General features: G+C 68.1%; 21 protein-coding genes. 9 read left to right on the forward strand and 12 right to left on the reverse strand.

What is annotated here, in order from left to right; genetic code table 11:
- Positions 1–2 precede the first annotated feature (2 nt).
- Genes J2Y54_RS15065 through J2Y54_RS15080 form a run of 4 tightly spaced genes read right to left on the reverse strand, consistent with a single transcriptional unit; the run spans position 3 to position 3126 of the window.
- Entirely contained in the window at positions 3–968 is a 966-nt protein-coding gene (locus J2Y54_RS15065) for a peptidoglycan-binding protein (RefSeq protein ID WP_310040897.1), read from the reverse strand.
- Positions 965–1399 (reverse strand): hypothetical protein, encoded by a 435-nt coding sequence (locus tag J2Y54_RS15070; RefSeq protein ID WP_310040898.1) that lies wholly within the window; start codon positions 1397–1399, stop codon positions 965–967. Before J2Y54_RS15070 ends, J2Y54_RS15065 begins: the two co-directional genes overlap by 4 nt.
- Positions 1383–2720 carry a flagellar protein export ATPase FliI gene (fliI, locus tag J2Y54_RS15075; RefSeq protein WP_310040899.1) on the reverse strand — a complete coding sequence of 446 codons (1338 nt, stop codon included), beginning with the start codon at positions 2718–2720 and terminating at the stop codon, positions 1383–1385. Before fliI ends, J2Y54_RS15070 begins: the two co-directional genes overlap by 17 nt.
- A 10-nt stretch (positions 2721–2730) precedes the next feature.
- Positions 2731–3126: a flagellar biosynthesis repressor FlbT gene (locus J2Y54_RS15080; RefSeq protein ID WP_310040900.1), complete on the reverse strand. Its 396-nt coding sequence runs from the start codon at positions 3124–3126 to the stop codon at positions 2731–2733.
- A 177-nt stretch (positions 3127–3303) separates the two neighbouring features.
- Here J2Y54_RS15080 and J2Y54_RS15085 point away from each other — a divergent pair, with 177 nt between their 5' ends.
- The 4 genes from J2Y54_RS15085 (at position 3304) to J2Y54_RS15100 (ending at position 9688) form a co-directional block, all read left to right on the forward strand.
- Positions 3304–4608 carry a flagellar hook protein FlgE gene (locus tag J2Y54_RS15085; protein ID WP_310040902.1) on the forward strand — a complete coding sequence of 435 codons (1305 nt, stop codon included), beginning with the start codon at positions 3304–3306 and terminating at the stop codon, positions 4606–4608.
- Between the two features lie 25 nt (positions 4609–4633).
- Entirely contained in the window at positions 4634–6739 is a 2106-nt protein-coding gene (flgK, locus tag J2Y54_RS15090) for a flagellar hook-associated protein FlgK (RefSeq protein ID WP_310040904.1), read from the forward strand.
- Positions 6740–6750: 11 nt separating this feature from the next.
- Complete coding sequence (locus tag J2Y54_RS15095) at positions 6751–7653, forward strand: flagellin (RefSeq protein ID WP_310040905.1); 903 nt, start codon at positions 6751–6753, stop codon at positions 7651–7653.
- 73 nt (positions 7654–7726) lie between these two features.
- Entirely contained in the window at positions 7727–9688 is a 1962-nt protein-coding gene (locus J2Y54_RS15100) for a methyl-accepting chemotaxis protein (protein ID WP_310040906.1), read from the forward strand.
- 199 nt (positions 9689–9887) lie between these two features.
- On the opposite strand, the gene J2Y54_RS15105 is transcribed toward J2Y54_RS15100, so the two are convergent.
- Entirely contained in the window at positions 9888–11669 is a 1782-nt protein-coding gene (locus J2Y54_RS15105; protein WP_310040907.1) for an endoglucanase, read from the reverse strand.
- Positions 11666–11884, reverse strand: coding sequence for a hypothetical protein (locus J2Y54_RS15110; RefSeq protein WP_310040908.1), 219 nt, complete (start codon positions 11882–11884; stop codon positions 11666–11668). Before J2Y54_RS15110 ends, J2Y54_RS15105 begins: the two co-directional genes overlap by 4 nt.
- 84 nt (positions 11885–11968) lie before the next feature.
- Here J2Y54_RS15110 and J2Y54_RS15115 point away from each other — a divergent pair, with 84 nt between their 5' ends.
- The gene (locus J2Y54_RS15115) at positions 11969–12382 is read left to right on the forward strand and encodes a hypothetical protein (RefSeq protein WP_310040911.1); all 414 of its coding nucleotides are present in this window, start codon (positions 11969–11971) and stop codon (positions 12380–12382) included.
- A 3-nt stretch (positions 12383–12385) separates the two neighbouring features.
- On the opposite strand, the gene J2Y54_RS15120 is transcribed toward J2Y54_RS15115, so the two are convergent.
- From J2Y54_RS15120 to J2Y54_RS15140, 5 genes are all read right to left on the reverse strand, one after another.
- A complete protein-coding gene (locus J2Y54_RS15120; RefSeq protein WP_310040912.1) occupies positions 12386–13036 on the reverse strand; it encodes a GAF domain-containing protein in 651 nt (216 codons plus the stop codon).
- Positions 13037–13127: 91 nt separating this feature from the next.
- Positions 13128–13709: a magnesium transporter MgtE N-terminal domain-containing protein gene (locus tag J2Y54_RS15125; protein ID WP_310040913.1), complete on the reverse strand. Its 582-nt coding sequence runs from the start codon at positions 13707–13709 to the stop codon at positions 13128–13130.
- Complete coding sequence (locus J2Y54_RS15130) at positions 13709–14047, reverse strand: DUF6468 domain-containing protein (protein WP_310040915.1); 339 nt, start codon at positions 14045–14047, stop codon at positions 13709–13711. The genes J2Y54_RS15125 and J2Y54_RS15130 overlap by 1 nt, the downstream gene beginning before the upstream one ends.
- A complete protein-coding gene (fliM, locus tag J2Y54_RS15135) occupies positions 14044–15063 on the reverse strand; it encodes a flagellar motor switch protein FliM (protein ID WP_310040917.1) in 1020 nt (339 codons plus the stop codon). Before fliM ends, J2Y54_RS15130 begins: the two co-directional genes overlap by 4 nt.
- Positions 15060–15629, reverse strand: a complete 570-nt coding sequence (locus J2Y54_RS15140) for a flagellar basal body-associated FliL family protein (RefSeq protein WP_310040918.1) — start codon at positions 15627–15629, stop codon at positions 15060–15062. The genes fliM and J2Y54_RS15140 overlap by 4 nt, the downstream gene beginning before the upstream one ends.
- A 129-nt stretch (positions 15630–15758) precedes the next feature.
- On the opposite strand from J2Y54_RS15140, the gene J2Y54_RS15145 reads away from it, so the two are divergent.
- Genes J2Y54_RS15145 through flgH form a run of 4 tightly spaced genes read left to right on the forward strand, consistent with a single transcriptional unit; the run spans position 15759 to position 18576 of the window.
- Entirely contained in the window at positions 15759–16502 is a 744-nt protein-coding gene (locus J2Y54_RS15145) for a flagellar hook-basal body complex protein (protein WP_310040919.1), read from the forward strand.
- Between the two features lie 24 nt (positions 16503–16526).
- Positions 16527–17309, forward strand: a complete 783-nt coding sequence (gene flgG, locus J2Y54_RS15150) for a flagellar basal-body rod protein FlgG (RefSeq protein ID WP_310040920.1) — start codon at positions 16527–16529, stop codon at positions 17307–17309.
- Positions 17309–17785: a flagellar basal body P-ring formation chaperone FlgA gene (gene flgA, locus J2Y54_RS15155; protein ID WP_310040922.1), complete on the forward strand. Its 477-nt coding sequence runs from the start codon at positions 17309–17311 to the stop codon at positions 17783–17785. The genes flgG and flgA overlap by 1 nt, the downstream gene beginning before the upstream one ends.
- 11 nt (positions 17786–17796) lie before the next feature.
- The gene (gene flgH / locus J2Y54_RS15160; RefSeq protein ID WP_310040924.1) at positions 17797–18576 is read left to right on the forward strand and encodes a flagellar basal body L-ring protein FlgH; all 780 of its coding nucleotides are present in this window, start codon (positions 17797–17799) and stop codon (positions 18574–18576) included.
- A gap of 155 nt (positions 18577–18731) precedes the next feature.
- Here the strand turns inward: flgH and J2Y54_RS15165 are convergent, their stop codons facing one another.
- Positions 18732–20048 carry a replication-associated recombination protein A gene (locus J2Y54_RS15165; protein WP_310040925.1) on the reverse strand — a complete coding sequence of 439 codons (1317 nt, stop codon included), beginning with the start codon at positions 20046–20048 and terminating at the stop codon, positions 18732–18734.

The following is a 20048-nucleotide window of genomic DNA, read 5'->3' on the forward strand; positions in this document are numbered from 1 at the left end:
ATTTAAGCATAACGCTCGGGGCGCACGCGGCTGCCGACATAATTGTCCAGCCAGGCGCGGTGCGCGGCGCTGGCGTCGCCCGTCCGGGCAATCGCCTGCTGCGCGCGCGGCGAGCCGATCTGGGCGCGCAGCAGCAGCCCGGCGCGCTCGTCGGTCAGGCCGGACTTGAGATATTTGATCGCGTCGCCCGGGCCGAGATGGTGCGCCAGATAGGCGGTGCGGGCGACTGCCGACGGATCGCTGCCAGTCGCCACGCCCGAGCGCTCGAGCAGCTTGAGGTTGTTGCGTGCGTAGTCGGCGGTCGTTTCGATCGACGCCGTGGCGTTGTAGCGCAGTTGCAGCAGCTCGGCGCGGGCGCCGGCGCGGACTTGCCCGGAACGGTCGAGCCAGCCTTTCGCCTGTGCGGTCTGGTTCAGCCAGGTTCCCCGCGTTTCGGCCATCCCCTCCCAGGTGCGGCTGAGAAACTGGCCAAGCCCGGCGGCGGACGATCGGCTGTTGCGCGAATAGACATTCCACTGGCCGGACGAATCCTTGGCCGCCTCGGCGTTGACGATCGCGGCCAGTGCGGTCGCGGGAATGCCGGTGCGCTCCGCTGCCCGCTCGAGCGCCGGGGCATGGCGGGCATTGGCACCCAGCCGCGTCGCGTCCAGCGGCAGCGCGCCGCTGGTGCTTTCGATCGCGATCGCCGGCGTTGCCTGGACGTCGAACCCGCGAAAATCCGGACTGTGCAGATCGGCGGCAGTGATGCGGGGCTGGGTCGCCTTGCCTGCCAGTTCCAACAGGCTGTCGAGGTCGATCTGCTCGTTGCCCGGCAGCGGCTGGGTCTTGGCCTCGACATCGGGCGACGCGGTACCGATCGCGGCGGCCCATAGCCGCTTCTGGGCAGCGCCCAGCGCGTTGCGATGGATCGCCGCAGCGGTCGCGGCGGTGTCGGGTGACCCCAGCGGGCGGGTGTGGATGGTGGTCATCGGTGGTTCCTCCGGGCCTCGCGCGCGCGGCGCACGAAGCGCGATGCGGTCAGGTCGTCGAGCATCGCCTGCTCGGCGGCCTGCAGCGCGCGTTCCGCTTCGGCCTTGTACTGATCGGCAGCGTTGCCGATCGCCTTCATCGATGCATATTGCTGGGCGGCCTGGCGGCGCAGCATCGCCAGTTCGACCTCGGCCTCGTGGCGCAGCTGCTCGAGCTGGCGGCGCTCGGTGCGCGCGCGTTCGAGATAGGCGTCGCCGTACAGCTGCCAGTCCATCGCCGACAATTGCCGCTCGCGCACGATCTGCGTGCTCAGCGCGTCGTGCAGCGTCGCCATTTCCTCAAGCCGCGCGGTGGCGTCGGCGATCAGCCCCTTGAGCGCGTCCATGTCACGGTCGAGCGCGCGCAGCGCGGCGTCATAGGGCGTGCGCATGCGCTTCCTCCACCAGTGCATTGAGTTCGGCAAAGGACTGGTCGGCATTGCCGCGATCGCCCTTGCCCTGAGTCAGCATCGCCTCGATCCGGGGCGCGATCGCGACGGCGCGGTCGACCTCGGGGTTGGACCCCATCTTGTAGGCGCCGAGCCGCACGATCTCTTCCATGTCGGCATAGGTGCCGAGCACGCGCCGCGCGGCGAGCCGGGTCGCGTTCTGATCCTCGTTGAGGCAGCGGGGCAGGGTGCGCGACACCGATTTGAGCAGGTCGATCGCCGGATAGCGGCCGCGCTCGGCAATGCGGCGCGTGATGACGACATGCCCGTCCAGAATGCCGCGTACCGCGTCGGCGACCGGCTCATTATGGTCGTCGCCATCGACGAGCACGGTGAACAGGCCGGTGATCGATCCTTGTCCGGGCAGGCCGGGGCCAGCGCGCTCGAGCAGGCGGGGCAGCTCGGCAAAGACGGTGGGGGTATAGCCGCGCGTCGCCGGTGGCTCGCCATTGGCGAGGCCGATCTCGCGCTGCGCCATGGCAAAGCGCGTGACCGAGTCCATCAGGCACAGGACGCGCAGTCCCTGATCGCGAAAATATTCGGCGAGCGCGAGTGTCGTCCATGCCGCCTGGCGCCGCATCAGCGCGGGCTCGTCGGAGGTCGCGACGACGACGATGCTGCGGGCGAGACCTTCCGGCCCCAGATCGTCCTCGACAAATTCCTGCACCTCGCGTCCGCGCTCGCCGATCAGGCCGATGATCGCGACATCGCATTCGGTCCAGCGCGCCAGCATCGACAGCAGCACCGACTTGCCGACGCCCGATCCGGCGAACAGGCCAAGTCGCTGGCCGGTGCACAGCGGTACGAACAGGTCGAGCGCGCGGACGCCGGTCTCGATCCGGTCGCCGACGCGTGCGCGCGCGGCGGCGGGGGGCGGGGGCGCCTTGATCGGCTGGCGGGTCGGGCCAAGCGGCAGTTCGCCCTTGCCATCGACCGCGCGGCCAAGGCCGTCGACCATCCGTCCCAGCCAGCCATGCGACGGGCGCAGCGACAGGGCGCCGGGATGCAGCCAGGCAATCGTCCCCGAACTCAGCCCCTGCGGTTCGCGGAACGGCATGCACTGGGCAATGCCGGCCTCGATCCCGGTCACTTCCGACGGGACCATCCCCTCGGGCGTGTCGATGTCGATCCGCGCGCCGATCTGCGCGGCGCCGGCCAGTCCCTCCACCTCGATCAGCGCGCCGCGGACCGCGGTGACGCGGCCATAGCGTTTCTCCAGTGGCAGGCTGGAAATCGTGCGCGCAGTGGAGGACAGGCTGTGCACGGCGATGGCCTCAGGCCGCCTCGTCCGCGGGCGCGGTTGCGGCGTCCTCGAACTCGATCAGGGTGCGGCAGGCGCCGAGACCCCGGTAATAATTGCCCTCTGCCACCAGCCGGGCAAAGCGGACGCACGCCGCGCGGCCCTCGTCGCTCGTCATCGTCGGGATGAGCAGCGTGAGCTGGTCGATGACCTGGTTCTTGTGCTCCTCGGGCGAGTCGCCAAGATATGCCATCATCGTGGCCAGATACAGTCGGCGGGCCGTCGTCGTCGCCTCTTCCGGCGCCATGATCTCGCGCCCGCGCAGCAGCGCGACCTTGTTCTCGATCACCAGCTCGGTGCGGCCCTTGGCGCGCAGCAATGCGCCGTTGATGATCAGCGCCTCGCCGTCGCGCAGGGAAATTCGCAGCATGGGTTCGTCCTCGTCACTTGGGTTGCTGCTTTCATAGAGGGGCGGGGAAGGGCGCGGTCCCGCACCCGGAAATTTTTGCCCACCAGGAAATATTGGCGTGCCGCGCGAACCGGCCACCCTCCCGACTGTCTATCATGGCCATGTCCTGCCCGTTGGGGCGTGAACTGGAGACAGTCCTTGAGCCTTTATTCCGCTCTGTATGCCGGCGTGTCCGGCCTTGGCGCCGAAGCTACCGCAATGGCGGTCGTCGCCGACAATATCAGCAACATCAACACGATCGGCTACAAGGGGAACGATACCCAGTTCCGCACGCTGGTCAGCGACGGACGGGCCAAGTCGACCTATACCGCAGGCGGCGTGATGGCCGCGCCCCAGGCGCTGATCTCGAAGCAGGGCCTGCTTCAGGCGTCGAGCAGCACCACCGATCTCGGCATCGAGGGCGGCGGCTTCTTCGTCGTGCGTGAAGCGCTGACCGGCAACGATGTCGCCTTCACCCGCGCCGGCTCGTTCCGGCCCGACGAATTCGGCTATCTGCGCAACGCGGCCGGCATGTATCTGCAGGGCTGGCGCCTCGACAGCTTCGGTGAATTCACCAACACCGGCAACGTCGCGGCGTTGACGCCGGTTCGCGTCAGCGACCTGACCGGTGCTGCCGCGCCCTCGACCAAGATCGACGTGCGCGCCAATCTTCAGTCGACCGCACCGATGCACACCGGCGCCTATGCGTCGGGCGACATCGCCAATGGCACGGTCGAGCCGGCGTTCAGCCGCTCGTTCGACATTTTCGATGCGCAGGGCACGTCGCACCGCGTGACCATGGCCTATATCCGCACCGGCGCGAACACCTGGCAGGGCGAGCTTTATGCCGAGCCGGCGAGCGACGTCACGTCGGCGAACGGCGTGCTGGCGAGCGGCGAATTGCGCTTCAACCCGGACGGCAGCCTGATCCGTGACGACAGCGTCTACACCTCGGGCCTGTTCGATCCGGTCAACGTGACCTGGACCAACGGCGCGGGCTCGGTTCCGATCCGGCTGGGCCTCGGTGAAGACGGCACGATCAGCGGCCTCAGCCAGTTCGGCTCGGAATCGGCGATGATCGCCGCGACCACCGATGGCGGTGTGCTCGGCAACATCGCCTCGATCCAGGTTTCGGAAACGGGCCTGCTCAGCGCCGTGTTCGACAATGGCGTAACCCGCCCGGTGTTCCAGCTTCCGGTCGCGACCTTCCCGAACCCGGACGGCCTGACCCGCATTTCGGGCAACGCCTATCTGCTGTCGGACAAGTCGGGCAATGCGTCGATCGACATCGCCGGGGCGCTTGGCGCCGGCACGATCCGTTCGAGCACGCTCGAGGCGTCGACCGTCGATCTGGCGCAGGAGTTCAGCAACATGATCCGCTTCCAGCGCGCCTACAGCGCTGCGTCGAAGATCATCACGACGGTGGACGACATGCTGTCCGAAGTCAGCAACCTCAAGCGCTGATCGCTGAAACTGCGGGGGACTGGACGTGTCGATCGGGGAAATTCTGGGGGCGGCCGTATCCGGCATGAGCGCGGCGCAGGCCGGGCTCAAGACGGTGTCGACCAACATCGCCAATGTCGGCACCCCCGGCTATGCCCGCGAACGCGCGAACCAGTCCGCCTCGGTTCATGGCGGGCGGGTCACCGGCGTTGTCGTCGGCGAGCCGACCCGCATCGCGGACAAGTTCCTCGAAGCGGCGGTCTATCGCCGCGCCAACGATCTCGGCAATTCCGAGGTGACGGCAAGCTATCTCGACCGGATGCAGACCCTGTTGGGCGCACCCGGATCGGAGTCGGGGATCCCGGCACGGCTCAACGCGATCAACAGCGCGGCGATCGCCATGACCGGGGCGCTCGGTGCCGAGCAGAATGCCGCCGATTTCGTCGCGCGCGCGACCGATGCGGTCGGCACGCTGCAGCGGCTCGACACCGATATCTCGATGCTGACCGGTGACGTCGATGCCGAAACCGGACTGACGGTCGAGCGGATCAACGCGCTGCTCAAGCAGATCCATTCGCTCAACGATGCCGTCTCGCGGCTCGACGGGCTCGGTCGCAGCGCGGCCGGCACCGCCGACCAGCGCAACAATGCGGTTCAGGAACTCAGCACGCTGATGGCGGTCACGGTCCGTGAACAGCCCAATGGTCGCCTGATGATCGAAACCGCGGGCGGCGCGCCGCTGCTCGACACGCGGATGCGGCTGCTGTCCTATCCGACCTCGAAATCGGGGTCGGGCGCCGCGCTTGCCGAATATCCCGGCATCGATATCCGCTTTGCGACCGACTCCGGCGCGCTCGGCGCAGCGACCGGCGATCGTGTCGAATCCTCGGCAGTGGGTGGCAAGCTCGGCGGGCTGCTCGAACTGCGCGACCGCACGCTCCCCGGATTTCGCGACCAGCTCGGCACCTTGTTCACCGGGCTCGCCCGCGCGATCAACGGCGCGTCCAATGCATCCAGCGCGGCGCCGCCGCCGTCGCGGCTCAACGGCGCGACCACCGCGCTCGCCACGACCGACCGGCTCGGCTTCACCGGCGCCAGCATCTTTGCGGTCATGGGTTCCGACGGCACGATCGTGGCACGCACGCGGGTCGATTTCTACGCGCTCGGCCCCGGCGCGACCGTTGCCGATGCGGTTGCGGCGATCAACGCCGGCCTCGGCGGCGCCGGCACTGCCAGCTTCACCGACGGGCGGCTGACGATCGACGCCGTCGGGGTCGGACGCGGCGTCGCCGTGGCGGACGATCCGCTGACCCCGTCGAACCGCGGCGGGACCGGCTTCAGCCAGTATTTCGGACTCAACGACGTCATCCGCACCGAAGGCGCGCTGATGGTGCCTGCCGGCTTTGCCAGCGGCGATCCGCACGGCTTTGCCGATGGCAGCACGTCGGACATCATGCTGCGCGATTCCTCCGGCCGTGTCATCGCCCGGACCACGCTGACCGCCACCGGCGGCGGGACGATGGGCGACCTCGTCACCCAGCTCAATGCGAGCGAGGTCGCCAGCTACGGCACCTTCTCGATCGACTCGAGCGGGCGATTCCGGTTCGACCAGGCCGCCGGCGTAACCGGGACCAGCATCTCGATCCCGTCGGACTCCACCGGGCGCTACGGCACCGGGATTTCGTTCAGCGCGCTCTCGGGACTGACCGGCAGCACCAGCGGCCTCGCCGCCGGGCAGGTCTCGCCCGAATTCCGCAACAGCCCCGGTCGTCTGCCGCTCGCGGTGTTCGATACCGATGCGGTGGTGGGGGAGCGCGGCGTGCTCGCGTCCGACACCCGCGCCGCCCAATTCTATGCCGACAGCTTCGGCAAGGTCACCGACCTTGGCAAGGAAGGCAATGTCACGCTCGAGCGCTACGCTTCGCTGATCCTTGGCGAAACCGGCACCACCGCCGCGAACGCCCAGACGCGCTACGAAGACGCCAGCGCGCGCAGCCAGGACGCGATCACGCGTCGCGACACCTATTCGGGCGTCAACATCGACGAGGAACTGTCGATGATGATCGTGCTCCAGAACAGCTATTCCGCCGCAGCCCGCGTCGTGCGCGTGGCCGATGAAATGTACCAGGCCCTGCTCGGGACCGTGGGTTGAGGATCTGACCGATGCGCGTCGCTACCATTCCGCTCCAGCAGACCACGGCCTTTTCGATCCAGCGCACGCAGGGCAAGCTGGCCGAAACCCAGGCGCAGTTGTCGACCGGCAAGAAAGCGCCCGATCTCGCCGCGCTCGGCAGCGAGGCGGTGCGCACGCTGTCGGCGCACACGCTGCTCGCCAAGCAGGAATCGCACGCGCAGAACGCGACCCGGCTCGGCACCACGCTCAGCCTGTACGAAACCTCGATCACCGCGATCGAAAACGGATCGATGGAGCTGGGCAACCGGCTGTCGCTGGCCGTCGGCACCGGCGAGGCCGCCGGCCTCGGCGAGGCAATTTCGGCTGCGTTCGATCAGTTCCGCTCGATGCTCAACACCTCCGAAGGCGGGCTGCCGCTGTTCGGCGGCGGCATCGCGACCACGCCCTATACCCCGTCCAAGATCGAGGATCTGGTCGGCACCGTGCCGGCGGATCATTTTGTCGATGGCAAGGCGATCGCCCGGGCGCGTGTCGGCGACGGTCTCGACCTCAACTATGGCATCACCGCCACCGAGCTCGGCACGGCGATGACCGAAGTCTATCGCAAGCTGCAGGAGGCGGGTCCGTTCGGTGAACTGCTCACCGACGCTCAGAAAACGGCGCTGACCGATATCAAGATCGAGCTTGATGCCGCCGTCACCGACATCCGCCGTGTGAACTCCGAGAACGGCCGACGCCTGGCGCAGACCGAGACCCTGGTCGATCGCGCCAACGAACGCGCGCTGGTGCTCAAGGACGTGATCAGCCGCAACGAGGATGCCGACCTGGCACAGGTCGCGATGGACCTCGCCCTGCACAAGACGACGCTGGAGGCGAGCTATTCGGTCTTCAGCCAGCTCAGCGATCTGAGCCTGCTCAACTACCTGCGATAAAGCGAAGAATGCGATCTGCGGCGCGGACGACAAACTCCGGCGCGATGCGGAACCGGCAGAAAGAGAGAATTTGATGAACGCCTTCACCAATTTGAAGATCGCCTACAAGATCGCGGCGCTGATGCTCATGCTCGGCGCGGTCACGCTCGCCCTGGTGCTCAACGGCGTTACTTCGATCCGCTCGGTCGATCGCAGCTATTCGCAGCTGACCGACGTCACCCTGCCCAACAATGTCGAGCTCGCCCGAGCCTATCAGGGGACGATCGACATGACCCTGGCCGGCTATCACGTCATGGCCTATCCCGGCGGCAGCGCCGAGGGGAAAGCGGCGGTTGCGCGCGAAAAGCAGGTCTATGACGAAACGCAGAAGCGTCTGCGCGACATGGCCGCAGCCGAGCCCGAGACCAAGGCGACGATCGACGGCATCACTGCCCAGATTGACGGGCTGCACCGGACGGTGGGTGAGGCAATGGCTTTTGGCTCCGTCAATCGCAACGAAGAGGCGCGCCTGAAGCTCGCCGAAGCTGATGCGCTCGCGCTCAAGATTCGTGCGGATCTGCGCCAGTTCACGCGCGATCGTGCGGAAAAGGCGACGGCGGACGCCCACGCGCTCACCGCGTCGACCAACACCACGGTCACGACGATGCTGCTCGTCGGTCTGCTCGGCCTCGCGGTCGCGGTCGGCCTTGGCATCTTCATCGCGCGCCGCACCATCATCGCGCCGCTGCTCGGGGTGGAGGGCGCGATGCGCACGCTGGCCGGCGGCAACAACAACGTCGCGGTCGAGGGGACCGACCGTCGCGACGAAGTGGGCGCAATGGCCCAGGCAGTGCTCGTCTTCCGCGACGCGGCACAGGAACAGGAGCGCGCGCAGGTTGCAAAGGCCGCCGCCGATGCCGAACAGCAACAGGTCATCGACACCGTGTCGGCGCATCTCGAGGCGCTCGCGCAGGGCGACCTCAGCCGCCCGATCAACGCCCAGTTCACCGGCCCCTATGTCGCGCTCAAGGACAATTTCAACAACGCCATCACCTCGCTGCGCGACCTGATCGTCTCGGTTACCGAAAGCGTCCGCTCGATCAGCTCGGGATCGACCGAGATCCAGGCGGCGTCCGAGGATCTGGCGCGGCGCACCGAAAGCGCGGCAGCGTCGCTCGAGGAAACTTCGGCCGCGATTGCCCAGATCAACGATCGCCTGCGCACCGGCGCCGAATCCGCCAGCCGCACCGTCGGCCGCGCCGATCAGGCGATGGCGACGGTCGGCACGGGCCGCGGTACCGCCGAGGAAGCGGTCTCGGCGATGGGCCGCGTCGCCGACAGCGCCAAGGGCATCGACAGCGTGATCGAGGGTCTCGACAAGATCGCGTTCCAGACCCGCGTCCTTGCGATGAACGCCGCGGTGGAAGCGGGCCGCGCCGGCGAGGCTGGCCGTGGCTTTGCGGTCGTCGCCGATCTCGTCGGCCAGCTCGCCATGCGCTCGGAGGAAGAGGCCAAGCGTGCGCGCGAACAGCTGACCACGACCCAGAATGACGTCGAGATCGCGGTTGGCGCGGTTGAGCGCGTCGATGGCGCGCTGGTCGGTATCTCGGCCGACGTGACTGCGGTTCACGAACTGCTCAGCGCCATGGCGCAGGACAATCAGGCGCAGGCAGCAGCCATCCAGCAGATCGCTTCGGCGATCGGCACGATGGACGAATCGACCCAGCAGAATGCGGCGATGGTCGAAGAGACGTCGGCCGCTGCGCGCAGCCTCAATTCCGAGGTTCGCCTGCTCGGCGATCGCGCCGCCACCTTCCGTACCGGTAGCGAAGGTCCGGCGCGTGCGATCCCGGCGGCCCCCGTGCCGATGCCTGCCAAGCCCAAGGCCGCCGCACCGGCGCCTGCCAAGCCCAAGCCCCAGCCCCAGCCCAAGCCGGCGCTCAAGGCCGCCGCCGGCGGTAACGCTGGTGCCATGTACCAGTCGCCGATCAAGCCGCTGCCGGCTGCAGCGATCCCTGCGCTGGTCCGTCGCAACGACGATTGGGACGAATTCTGATCGGATCCCCAGACCGGCCGGGCTCTGCTTCCGGCCGGATCGACACCTGACGGCGGCATCCCTGCGGATGCCGCCGTTTTTGTATGCGCCGCTGGCTCAGGGCCGGGTTCCGCGCGATCGGAACGCAGGCGTCAGCAATCGGCCCGCGCCGTTGCGGCGCATCCGGATTGCAACGATCGGATGGGGAGGGGGCTGCGGCTCAGCCGCGGCCGAGCAGCAGCAGGTCGCTGTCCGCTGGCGGTTCGCTCAACCCGGCCATGGCGGCGTCGAGTGCCGCAGGGTTCACCGCGCCGGTGGCATTGGCCAGAGCGCCGAGCGCCTCGCCGGCCTTGGTCCCGCGTAGCGAAGCGAGGTAGCGTGCCCGCAGCGCCGCAAGACCGGGCTCGTCGCCCAGCATCACCAGCGCGACCGCCTGGCGCAGGATCGGGCCGCTGCGCCGCGGCGCCAGCAATGCGCGGTTGGCCTCGGCGAACCGGGCCCAGTCGCGCGCCTGCCACAGCATTTCGGCGCGCAGTCCATCGGGCGAATCGACCTGATCCAGCATCGCCAGCGCATCCTTGCGCCGGCCCATGCGATAGGTTGCGATCACCTCCATCCGGCGCCGATCCTGCTGGATCGTGGCGGGATAGTCGGGTCCGTCGCTGCGTCGCATCACTGCCAGCACCTGATCGGGCTTGTCGGCGAGCAGCAGCAGGCGGGCGATCCGCACCGACAGCGGGCCCTTGGCAATGTCGATCGCGCGGTTCAGCATCTGGTGCTGCAGCAATTCTGCGGCGCGCTGATGCAGCCCGGCGGCGGACAGCCGGTCGGCCAGCTGCATCACCAGCAGGTCGCCCGGCGCGCCGGTCGGGGTCAGGTCGCGATATTCCCAGAACAGTCCGGCGGCGTCGGAAATCTTGCGCTTGGGGTCGTCGACCAGCGCCTTGAGCTGTGCCTGGATACGCGTGAGCGTCGGGCCGGTCTGCGCGCCAAGGTCGAAATGACGGAACAGCGTTGCCGACGCGATCAGCGCGCGCACCGGATCGCCGGCACGCTCGGCAATCTGCCACTTCAGCGTCAGCGCATCCTGCTCGATCGTGCCGCCGCGCCACCGGAAGGTGAGGGCGTCGAGCTGCTTCATCGCGTCGCCGGGCTTGACTGCACCCCGCGCCACCGCATCGCGGATCAGCGCCAGGTCGGCGGCGGCGCGTTCTTCGGCGCTGCCCGAAAGCAGGACGCGCTCCAGCCGCAGCTTACCCGCTTCCTTCTGACCGGTGGCGAGCAGCGCGATGCCGCGCTGCAGATTGGCGGGCGCCGACTGGTCGGGCAGCACTGCCAGGAAGCGCAGCGCGCGGTCGGGATGGCCCGATTGCATCAGCCCGCGCGCGGTCGCCAGCAGAAATGCCGACCGCTCGGCGCCACGCCGCGCGAGCATCGCGGGGAGCGCACAGCGAACCAGGATACCGCCGGCCGGCCCGTCAATCGCTGCGCCGGCTCGGATCCGCCAGGCGCAGGCCTCGGCATCGTTGATCAGTTCGGGGGCATTGAACCAGGCGATCGCGGCGGCGTTGCGGCCGGCCAGGACGCTCGCGGTCCCGATCGCCAGCCGCCATGCCGGCACCATGTCGAGCGCGGGATCGTCGCGCTGCATTGTTTCGAGCACGCCCAGCGCTTCGGGCCCCCGCTGATCGGCGAGCAGCGCGGTGGCAAGCTTCCAGCGCGCTGGCTGGCGCGTCTCGGCGGTACTGCGCGCGATCATCGACCAGGCGAGCGGCACGTCGATTGCGGGGCGCTCGCCGGGGGCTGCGCGCGGCTGCTCGGCAAGGAATGCGGCAAAGGGCGCTGGCTTGACCACCGCGCCGCCCGGCGCCGCTTTGGCCTTGGGCGCAGCGTCCGCCGCCGGAGCCGCGGCTGGCGCGGGCTTGGGATCTCCGGCGGCGACCGCCGCGCTGGCGGAACTCGCGAGCAGCGCCGCGAGCAGCAGGCGATGGGTCAGGGTCATGCGCGCAGGACCAGAATTGCCTGGGCAATGCCGCCGATCAGCGCCGCCCCGAGGAACAGGAATGCGATCATCCCGCGGCCCAGCCCCGGCGCGGCCGGCGGCTTGGGGCGCGGCGCCTTGCGGGCCGGGCCGGTGGCAAAGCTGCCGCCCAGCGGCCCTTTGCCAAGGCCGCTGCCGACGATGCGGATCCGCGCAGGCTTTTGATCGTGGCTCATTCCGGTCCCAACACGGGGTTTTGCGTCTATTATAGAGAAATGGGGGGCGATCCGGTCCCCGCCTGCTGCTTTCATGGAGTGCTCATGCGCCGACCCGTTGCCCGCCTGACTGCCGCTGCGGCACTGCTCGCCGTTGCCGCGCCTGCCGGAGCCGCCGGAGGGGGCGGGGGCGGTGACAGCGCCGTCGTTCCGCTCGGCAAATTCCGCGTGCCGATCATTGATGCCGGCCGCATGGACGGCGATCTGGAGCTCGAGCTGGCGGTGACCCCGGGCGAAGGCGGCGATGCCGCGGCGCTCGGTGCGGCGCAGCCTGCGCTGCGCGCGGCGATGCTCTCGGCATTGCTCGATTTCGCCCAGTTGCGCGCCTCGCCGCGCGTCGCGGTGGATGCAGAGGCGCTCGCCACGCTGCTCGACAATGCCGCGCACGCTGCCGACCCCCAGGCCGGGCATGTCCTGATCCTTGAGGTAAAGACGCGGGCGGCGCGCGGCGCGCCCTGAGCGTCAGACGCCGCGCAGCCCGGTCCGCGGCAAGACGTCGCGCATCACCTTGTCGATCGCGCTGACCAGCGCATCGTCGCCGTCGCGCGTTGCCTGACGGATCAGGTCCTCCAGCCCGTCCAGCGCCATGCGGCCGATGCGGCGCATGTGATGCGGCGCGCCGGCCTCTTCCATGATCCGCACCGCGACGTCTTCGAGTGCCGGGATCGCCCGCGCCGGAAAATCGGGCCGCGGCTTGGTGTCGGCGGCGATCACCGTGCCGATCGCGGTGCCGCCAACGCCGCGTAACGGTGCGGCGGCATAGGCCCAAAAATTGAGCGGCGCGCGCGTCAGCAGGCCATCGGCATGCTGCGGTTCGGTCGTCAGGTCGGCAAAGGCGATCGGGGTCAGCGTTTCGACCACCTGCACCGCAAAGGTGTCACGCTCGGCAATCGGCGCGCTGGCCAGGCCGTGCGCGACCGGCAGCCAGCAATGGCCATGGCCAAGAACACAGATTCCGGCGATCGGTACGGTCAGCGCGTCCGCCAGCTCTGCAAGCAGTTCGTGCAGCCGCGGCGATTCGTGCAGCGCCAGCAGGCCGGACGCGAACAAGGCCGCGCGGCGGTACACGTCGTCACTCGAACGAGACCCGTCGTCCGCACCGGACTCAGCCACGCAACTCTCCGTCCATTTCCCCCGTTCCGTGGAGGATGGGCGTGATCGCGGGCGTCTGTCAGTATTGTAGAATTACAATAAGCCTGTCCTGCTATCGTGCCGCCGGGCGCGCGCCCTTGCTGGCCGGGGCGGGGGCGGGCTTGGCGGCGCCGGTCCCGCCGCGCGCCAACGCCATGCCCAGCGTCGCCGCCGCGTCCGGAGACATTGCCTGCATCATCAGCGCCGCGTTGCGCTCGCGCATCCGCTGCGCGACCTGATATTGCACATCGGGACTCAGCTTCTCGAACACGGGCGCGGCCTTGGCCGGCTTCATCGACTGGAAGATGCGGGCAAGGTCGCTGTAGCGCTGTTCCTCCGCCGTCGGCGCACCGGCGGCGGCACCGGGCGCGCCGGCTGCGGGCGCTGCAGCGGCGGCATCGGCCGCGGCCTTGGCCTCGGCCTGCTGGCGCTGGAGCCGCAACCGCGCCGCCTTCAGCGCCTGTTCGCGCAGGTCGAGCGCGCGCCGCCGTTCGGCTTCCTTGCGCTGCGCATCGTTGAGTTCGCCTTCGATCTGGCTGCCCAGCCGGGTCTTGGGCACGGCGGATTCGCCGACCGTCACGGCTGCATCGACGCCATTGGCCACCGCGCCAATTCCGGCAGCGGCGGCAGTCAGCAACAGGAAGGGGATCCGCATCAGTAACGCTCCACCGGCTCGGCGCGGCGTGCGGCGGCGGCCGCCTCGACCAGGCGCTCGGCGGTCGAATCGGCGATTTCGATCATCATCTTCAGTTCGTCCGCGACCGCCTTGGCACGCGCGGCGTCGTGCGTGCCGCGCGCATATTGCGTCAGCGTCCCCTTGAGTTCCGACAGGACCAGCCGGGCCTGCACCGTTGCCTGATCCAGCGTCGACACGACCTGTGCCAGGTCATTGCGCTTGAGCGCGTTGAGCGCACGCATCATGCGGATGCTCTGGACGAACACCACGGTGCAAAACACCATCGTCAGCACATTCGCTGCCAGCGAATAGGTCATGCGCGCTTCTCCTTGGCGATGTCGGACACCAGCCGCACCGCAATCTTGCTTGACCGCTGCCCGATCTGGGCCCGGCCGACGGTGACGCCGCCACATTGCATGTCGAGCGGCTGGTCTGGATCGGCGAACAGCGGGATGGTGTCGCCGACCTTGAAGTTGCGGACCGTGCCGAGCTGCATCTCGCGTTCGCCCAGCACGACGTCCAGCGTCACGTCGACCTTGCGGACTTCGGACGCCATGTGCGATTCCCAGATCGTGTCGCGGCCCAGCTTTTCGCCCATGAACCGCTGGCTCAGCAGGTGGCGGACCGGTTCGATCGTCGCATAGGGCAGCAGGATGCTGAACCGTCCGCCGCGCTCGTCCATGTCGACGCGGAAGGTTGCGACCGCGCAGACGTTGGTCATGCCGGCGATCGCGACGAAGCGCGGGCTGCTCTCGACGCGTTCCAGCTCGATCGTGGTCGGCGTGATCGGCGCCATCGACGTCGACAGGTCGCTCAGCACATGGCCCAGCATGCGCGAGACCAGATCGGTCTCGATCGTGGTAAAGCCGCGCCCGTCGATCATCACCTGATCGCCACCGCCGCGCCGTCCGCCGAGCAGCGCGTCGACAACGGCATAGATCAGCCCGGAATCGACCGAGACCAGCCCGTAATTCTCCCACTCCTCGACCCGGAACACGCCGATCATCGCGGGCAGCATGATGTGGTTGAGATAGTCGCCGAAGCGGATCGAGGTCACTTCCTCAAGGCTGACGTCGATCGCGTCCGAGGTCAGGTTGCGCATCGAGGTCGCAAAGATGCGGACCATGCGGTCGAACACGACTTCCAGCATCGGCAGCCGCTCGCGGCTGATGACGTTGGACTCGATGACCGCGCGCAGGCCTTCCTTCGGCTGGCTGAAGCCGCCGACCTGGCCGAACAGCGCGTCGATCCCCGCCTGATCCAGCGCGCCATCGGCGCCGGGGTCGAGCACGGGCGGCTCGGGCAGTTCGAAATCGTCGAAATCGTCGCTCATTGTTGCACCAGATCCTGGATCAGCACGTCCTTGACCTGGTTCGGCCCCAGCGTCTGGGTCGCACGGACCAGCAGCTCTTCCTTGACGCGATAGACCGCGCCCGAACCGTTCAGATCTTCGGGGCGCAGCTCGCGCAGGAACGGCTGATAGGCATCGATCAGCAGTGGCAGCTTGCCCTGCAGCTTCTCGACCGAGCTTGCCGATCCGGGCACCAGCACGAAATGGACCTTCAGGAAGCGCGCGGCGCCGTCTGCGCTGCGCAGGTTCACGACCAGCGGGGGCACGTCGAGATAGGCGGCGCCGGCCTTGCCGTCCTTGCCGCCCTTTTCGTCGCCCTCGGCCTCACCCTCGGCTTCGGCTTCTGCCTCGGCTTCCGCTTCGGCCTCGCCCTCGGCAGTTTTTGCCGCCGGCTTGTCCGATCCCATCAGGAAGAAGGCCGCACCGCCGCCGCCGCCGCCCAGCACCAGCACGGCCGCGCCGATGATGATCATCAGCTTTTTCTTGCCGCCCTTGGGCTTGGCTGCCGCCTCGCCGTCCTTGGCCTCGACGATGATGTCGTCGCTCATGTCTTGCGTCCCAATCTCTTTGCCCATCCGCGACCGGACCGGCGGAATGTTCCTATTATAGGGGAGTGGGGCGGCAACATTTGCCTAGCCGCAAAAAACTTGGACGAATTTTTTCGAAGGGCGGTCGCGATGGATATCTCATCCTATGTGCTGCTGAGTCACAATCAGGCGCTCCGGCGTCGGCTCGACGTGAGCGCGAACAACATGGCCAATATCTCGACGGCCGGGTTCAAGCGCGAGGCGCCGGTGTTCCGCGAATTCGTGGAGCAGACGGCGGGCGGTTCGGACGCACCCGTGCGGACGACGTCGATGGTGCTCGACTATGGCGCAGTGCATGACCAGAGCGCGGGTGCGTTCATGGCTACCGGCAACCCGATCGACGTGATGATCGACGGGCCGGGCTATCTGGCGGTCGAAACGCCCGAAGGCGGCACCGCCTATACGCGCGCGGGGTATCTCAAGGTCGGTGAGGACGGGACGCTGCAGACCGCAGGCGGCCTTGCGCTGCTTGGCGAAGGTGGCCGGCCGATCACGATCCCGCTCGAACAGGCCGGACAGGTCAGCATCGGCAAGGACGGCACGGTCAGCGCGGGCGACGCGCAGGTCGGTCGCGTCGCGGTGACGGTGTTCGACGACGAACGCATGGTCGATCCGCGCGGCGACGGCACCTTTGCCGGCACCGGCGGGCGCGAACTCGCCGCTGCCGATACGAAGCTCAAGACCGGCGGGGTCGAAGGATCGAACGTCCAGGCGATCGTCGAAACCACCAACATGGTCGAAATCCTGCGTGCCTATCAGACCAGCATGAAGATGTCGGAGGCGCTGGGCGACTTGCGCAAGTCCGCGATCGACAAGCTTGGCCGCTTCGGCTGACCCCATTTCCACGGAGACTGATCCATGCGTACCCTCTCCATTGCCGGCACGGGCATGCTCGCGCAGCAGACCAATGTCGATGTCATCTCGAACAACATCGCGAACATGAACACGACGGCGTACAAGCGCCAGCGTGCCGAGTTTCAGGACCTGCTCTATCAGCAGGTGACCCGGCCCGGCGGCGCGTCCGGCCCCGACAGCCGCGTGCCGACCGGCATCCAGATCGGCGCGGGCGTCAAGACCGGCGGCGTCTATCGCATCGCGACCCAGGGCGCGATGACCCAGACCGACAACCGCTATGACATGGCGATCCAGGGGCGCGGCTATTTCGCGGTCACGCTGCCGTCGGGTGAAACCGCCTATACCCGCGACGGTTCGTTCCAGCTGTCCGACCAGGGCGAACTGGTCAACGCCGACGGCTTCCCGGTTCAGCCCGGGATCACCATTCCGGCCGAGGCGATCGACGTCACCGTGTCGAAAACGGGTGAGGTCCAGGTGATCCTCGCCGGCCAGCCCGAGCCGCAGAATGTCGGCCAGCTCCAGCTCGCGACCTTCATCAACGAAGCCGGGCTTGAAGCACAGGGCGGCAACCTGTTCCTCGAAACCGCGGCATCGGGTCAGGCGACGCTCGCCAATCCGGGCGAAGCCGGGTTCGGCGTGCTGCAGCAGGGCTTTGTCGAGGCGTCGAACGTCAATCCGGTGGCCGAAATCACCGCGCTGATCACCGCGCAGCGCGCCTATGAAATGAACAGCCGCGTCGTGAAGACCGCTGATGAAATGCTGGCCACGACCAGCCAGCTGCGCTGATGGTCTACCGTCTCGCCTTCATCGCACTGGCGCTCGTGCCGGTGCCCGCCCCCGCCCAGACCGGAGCTGCACCTGCTGCCGTGCGGACCGCGCCGGCCCAGGTCGAGGTCGCGATCCTCGCGCGTCCGGTTCAGCGCGGCGAACTGCTTTCCGCCGACGATTTCGTCTATGAAAAGCGTTCGCCCAACATGGGCCGCGGTGCCCTGGAAGCCAGCGCCGCGCAGGGGCTCGAAGCGCTGCGCCCGCTGGCGCCCGGATCGATCGTCCGGATCAGCGACGTGATTACCCCGCGGCTGGTCCGCCGCGGTGAACCGGTGCTGATCGCCTACAAGACCGGCGGCCTCACCATCACCACCCAGGGCCGTGCCCTGACCAGCGGCGGTGCGGGCGATTCGGTCCGCGTCGTCACCAATTCGACCCAGCGTACGCTTGACGGCTTTGTTGCCGGCAACGGGCTGGTGCGCATCGCTTATTGAGGGAAGACCCGATGAAGAAGATCGTTCTCGCCATTACCGCAGCGACGCTCGTCTCCGGCTGCGGCTCCGTCGAGCGCCTCGGCCGGATCGGCAAGGCGCCCAAGATGACCGCGCCCGAGGAAATGGCGATGCCGGGCGGCGAACGCTCGCTCGGTACGCCGGGCTATAGCGGCGGTGCGGTTGCCGCGGCCGTCGCCAATGCGCCGGCGGCACCCGGCGCCGCGCCCGCCAGCGCGCCCGCGCCATCGGCCTCGCTGTTCCGCGCCGGCGCCGGCGCATTCCTCAGCGACCAGCGCGCGACGCGGCTCGGCGACATTCTGACGATCAAGATCAACATCGCCGACAAGGCCGAGGTCGGCAACAACACCTCGCGCGTGCGCAACGGGTCGGAAAGCGCCAGCATCGCCTCGCTGCTCGGCCTTGAAAAGCTGCTGCCCAAGTCGCTCGACCCGACCAATCTCGCCAGCACCAATTCCAAGTCGCAATCGGGCGGCGGCGGTAACATCAGCCGGTCCGAAACGATCAACATGACCATGTCGGCGATCGTCACCAACGTCTTCCCCAACGGCAATCTCGGCATTCGCGGCCGTCAGGAAGTGCGCGTGAACAACGAACTGCGCGAACTGGTGGTCAGCGGCGTGGTCCGTCCGCAGGATATCGGCCGCGACAATTCGGTCCGCCACAGCCAGATCGCCGAAGCGCGGATCAGCTATGGTGGCCGTGGCCAGCTGTCCGATGCGCAGCAGGCACGCTGGGGCCAGCAGATCTACGACGCGCTCTTCCCGTTCTGAGGACGCCGTCACGAGCTTGTCTGTCCCAGCCGGGGGGCCGTGGACGGACAAACCCCTTTCCCAGCCGGGGGGCCGTGGAAAGGGAAGGGCGCGCAGAAGCGCTGCCATTCCAAAGAGGGGGAGGGAGAAACCCTCCCCCTTCTTTGCCTGCTAGATCAGCGATCCGCGCCGCCGCGCCGCGCATCCCACCAGGCAAGCCGCTCGGCAATCCGCTTCTCCGTCCCGCGATCGGTCGGCGCGTAGAAGATTTGCGGCGTCATTTCCTCGGGCCAGTAATTGGTGCCGCTGAACCCGTCCGGCGCATCATGGTCATAGGCATAGCCCTTGCCATAGCCGATGTCCTTCATCAGCTTGGTCGGCGCGTTGAGAATGTTCTGCGGCGGCATCAGCGACCCGGTTTCCTTCGCCGACCGCCACGCCGCCTTCATTGCGGCATAGGCTGCGTTCGACTTGGGCGCGGTCGCGCAATACAGGCACGCCTGTACGATCGCCAGTTCGCCCTCGGGCGACCCCAGAAACTCGTAACTGTCCTTGGCGGCAAGACACTGGACCAGCGCCTGCGGGTCGGCGAGGCCGATATCCTCGCTGGCAAACCGCACCAGCCGCCGCAGGACGTAGAGCGGCTCTTCGCCGGCAACCAGCATCCGCGCGAGATAATAGAGCGCCGCCTGCGGATCGCTTCCGCGCAGCGATTTGTGCAGCGCTGAGATGAGGTTGTAATGGCCGTCGCGATCCTTGTCGTACACCGCCACGCGGCGCTGCAGGAATGCCGACAGGCCCGCCGGGTCGAGCGGCGCGTCGAAGCTGACCGAGTAGAGCGTTTCCGCCTGGTTGAGCAGGAAACGCCCGTCGCCATCGGCGCTCGCTACCAGCGCATCGCGCGCCTCGGCGGTGAGGGGCAGGGGGCGCCCCTCCAGCGTTTCGGCGCGGTCGAGCAACTGGCTGAGCGCGCGATGATCGAGCCGGCGCAGGATCAGCACCTGGGCGCGGCTCAGCAGGGCGGCGTTGAGCGCAAAGGACGGGTTTTCGGTCGTCGCCCCGACCAGCGTGACCGTGCCGTCCTCGACAAATGGCAGGAACCCGTCCTGTTGCGCGCGGTTGAAGCGATGAATCTCGTCGACGAACAGCAATGTGCGCGTGCCCGACCGGGCATGCGCCTTGGCCTCGGCGAACACCTTCTTGAGGTCGGCGACGCCCGAAAACACCGCGCTGATCGCAACGAAGCGCAGGCCGACCGCGTCTGCCAGCAGCCGTGCCGTCGTCGTCTTGCCCGTCCCCGGCGGTCCCCACAGGATGATCGACGACAGCCGCCGCGCCGCGACCATGCGCCCGATCGCGCCCTCCGGCCCGGTCAGGTGATCCTGCCCGACCACGGCGTTCAGGTCGTGCGGGCGCAAGCGGTCGGCAAGCGGCCCGCCCGCAGCGGCGGCGTCCATGGGGGCGGGGTCGTGAGCGGCAAAAAGGTCGGCCAT

Origin of the sequence: Sphingomonas sp. BE123 (genome assembly GCF_031456015.1) — a bacterium.
In the GTDB taxonomy this organism is placed as follows: Bacteria; Pseudomonadota; Alphaproteobacteria; order Sphingomonadales; family Sphingomonadaceae; genus Sphingomonas.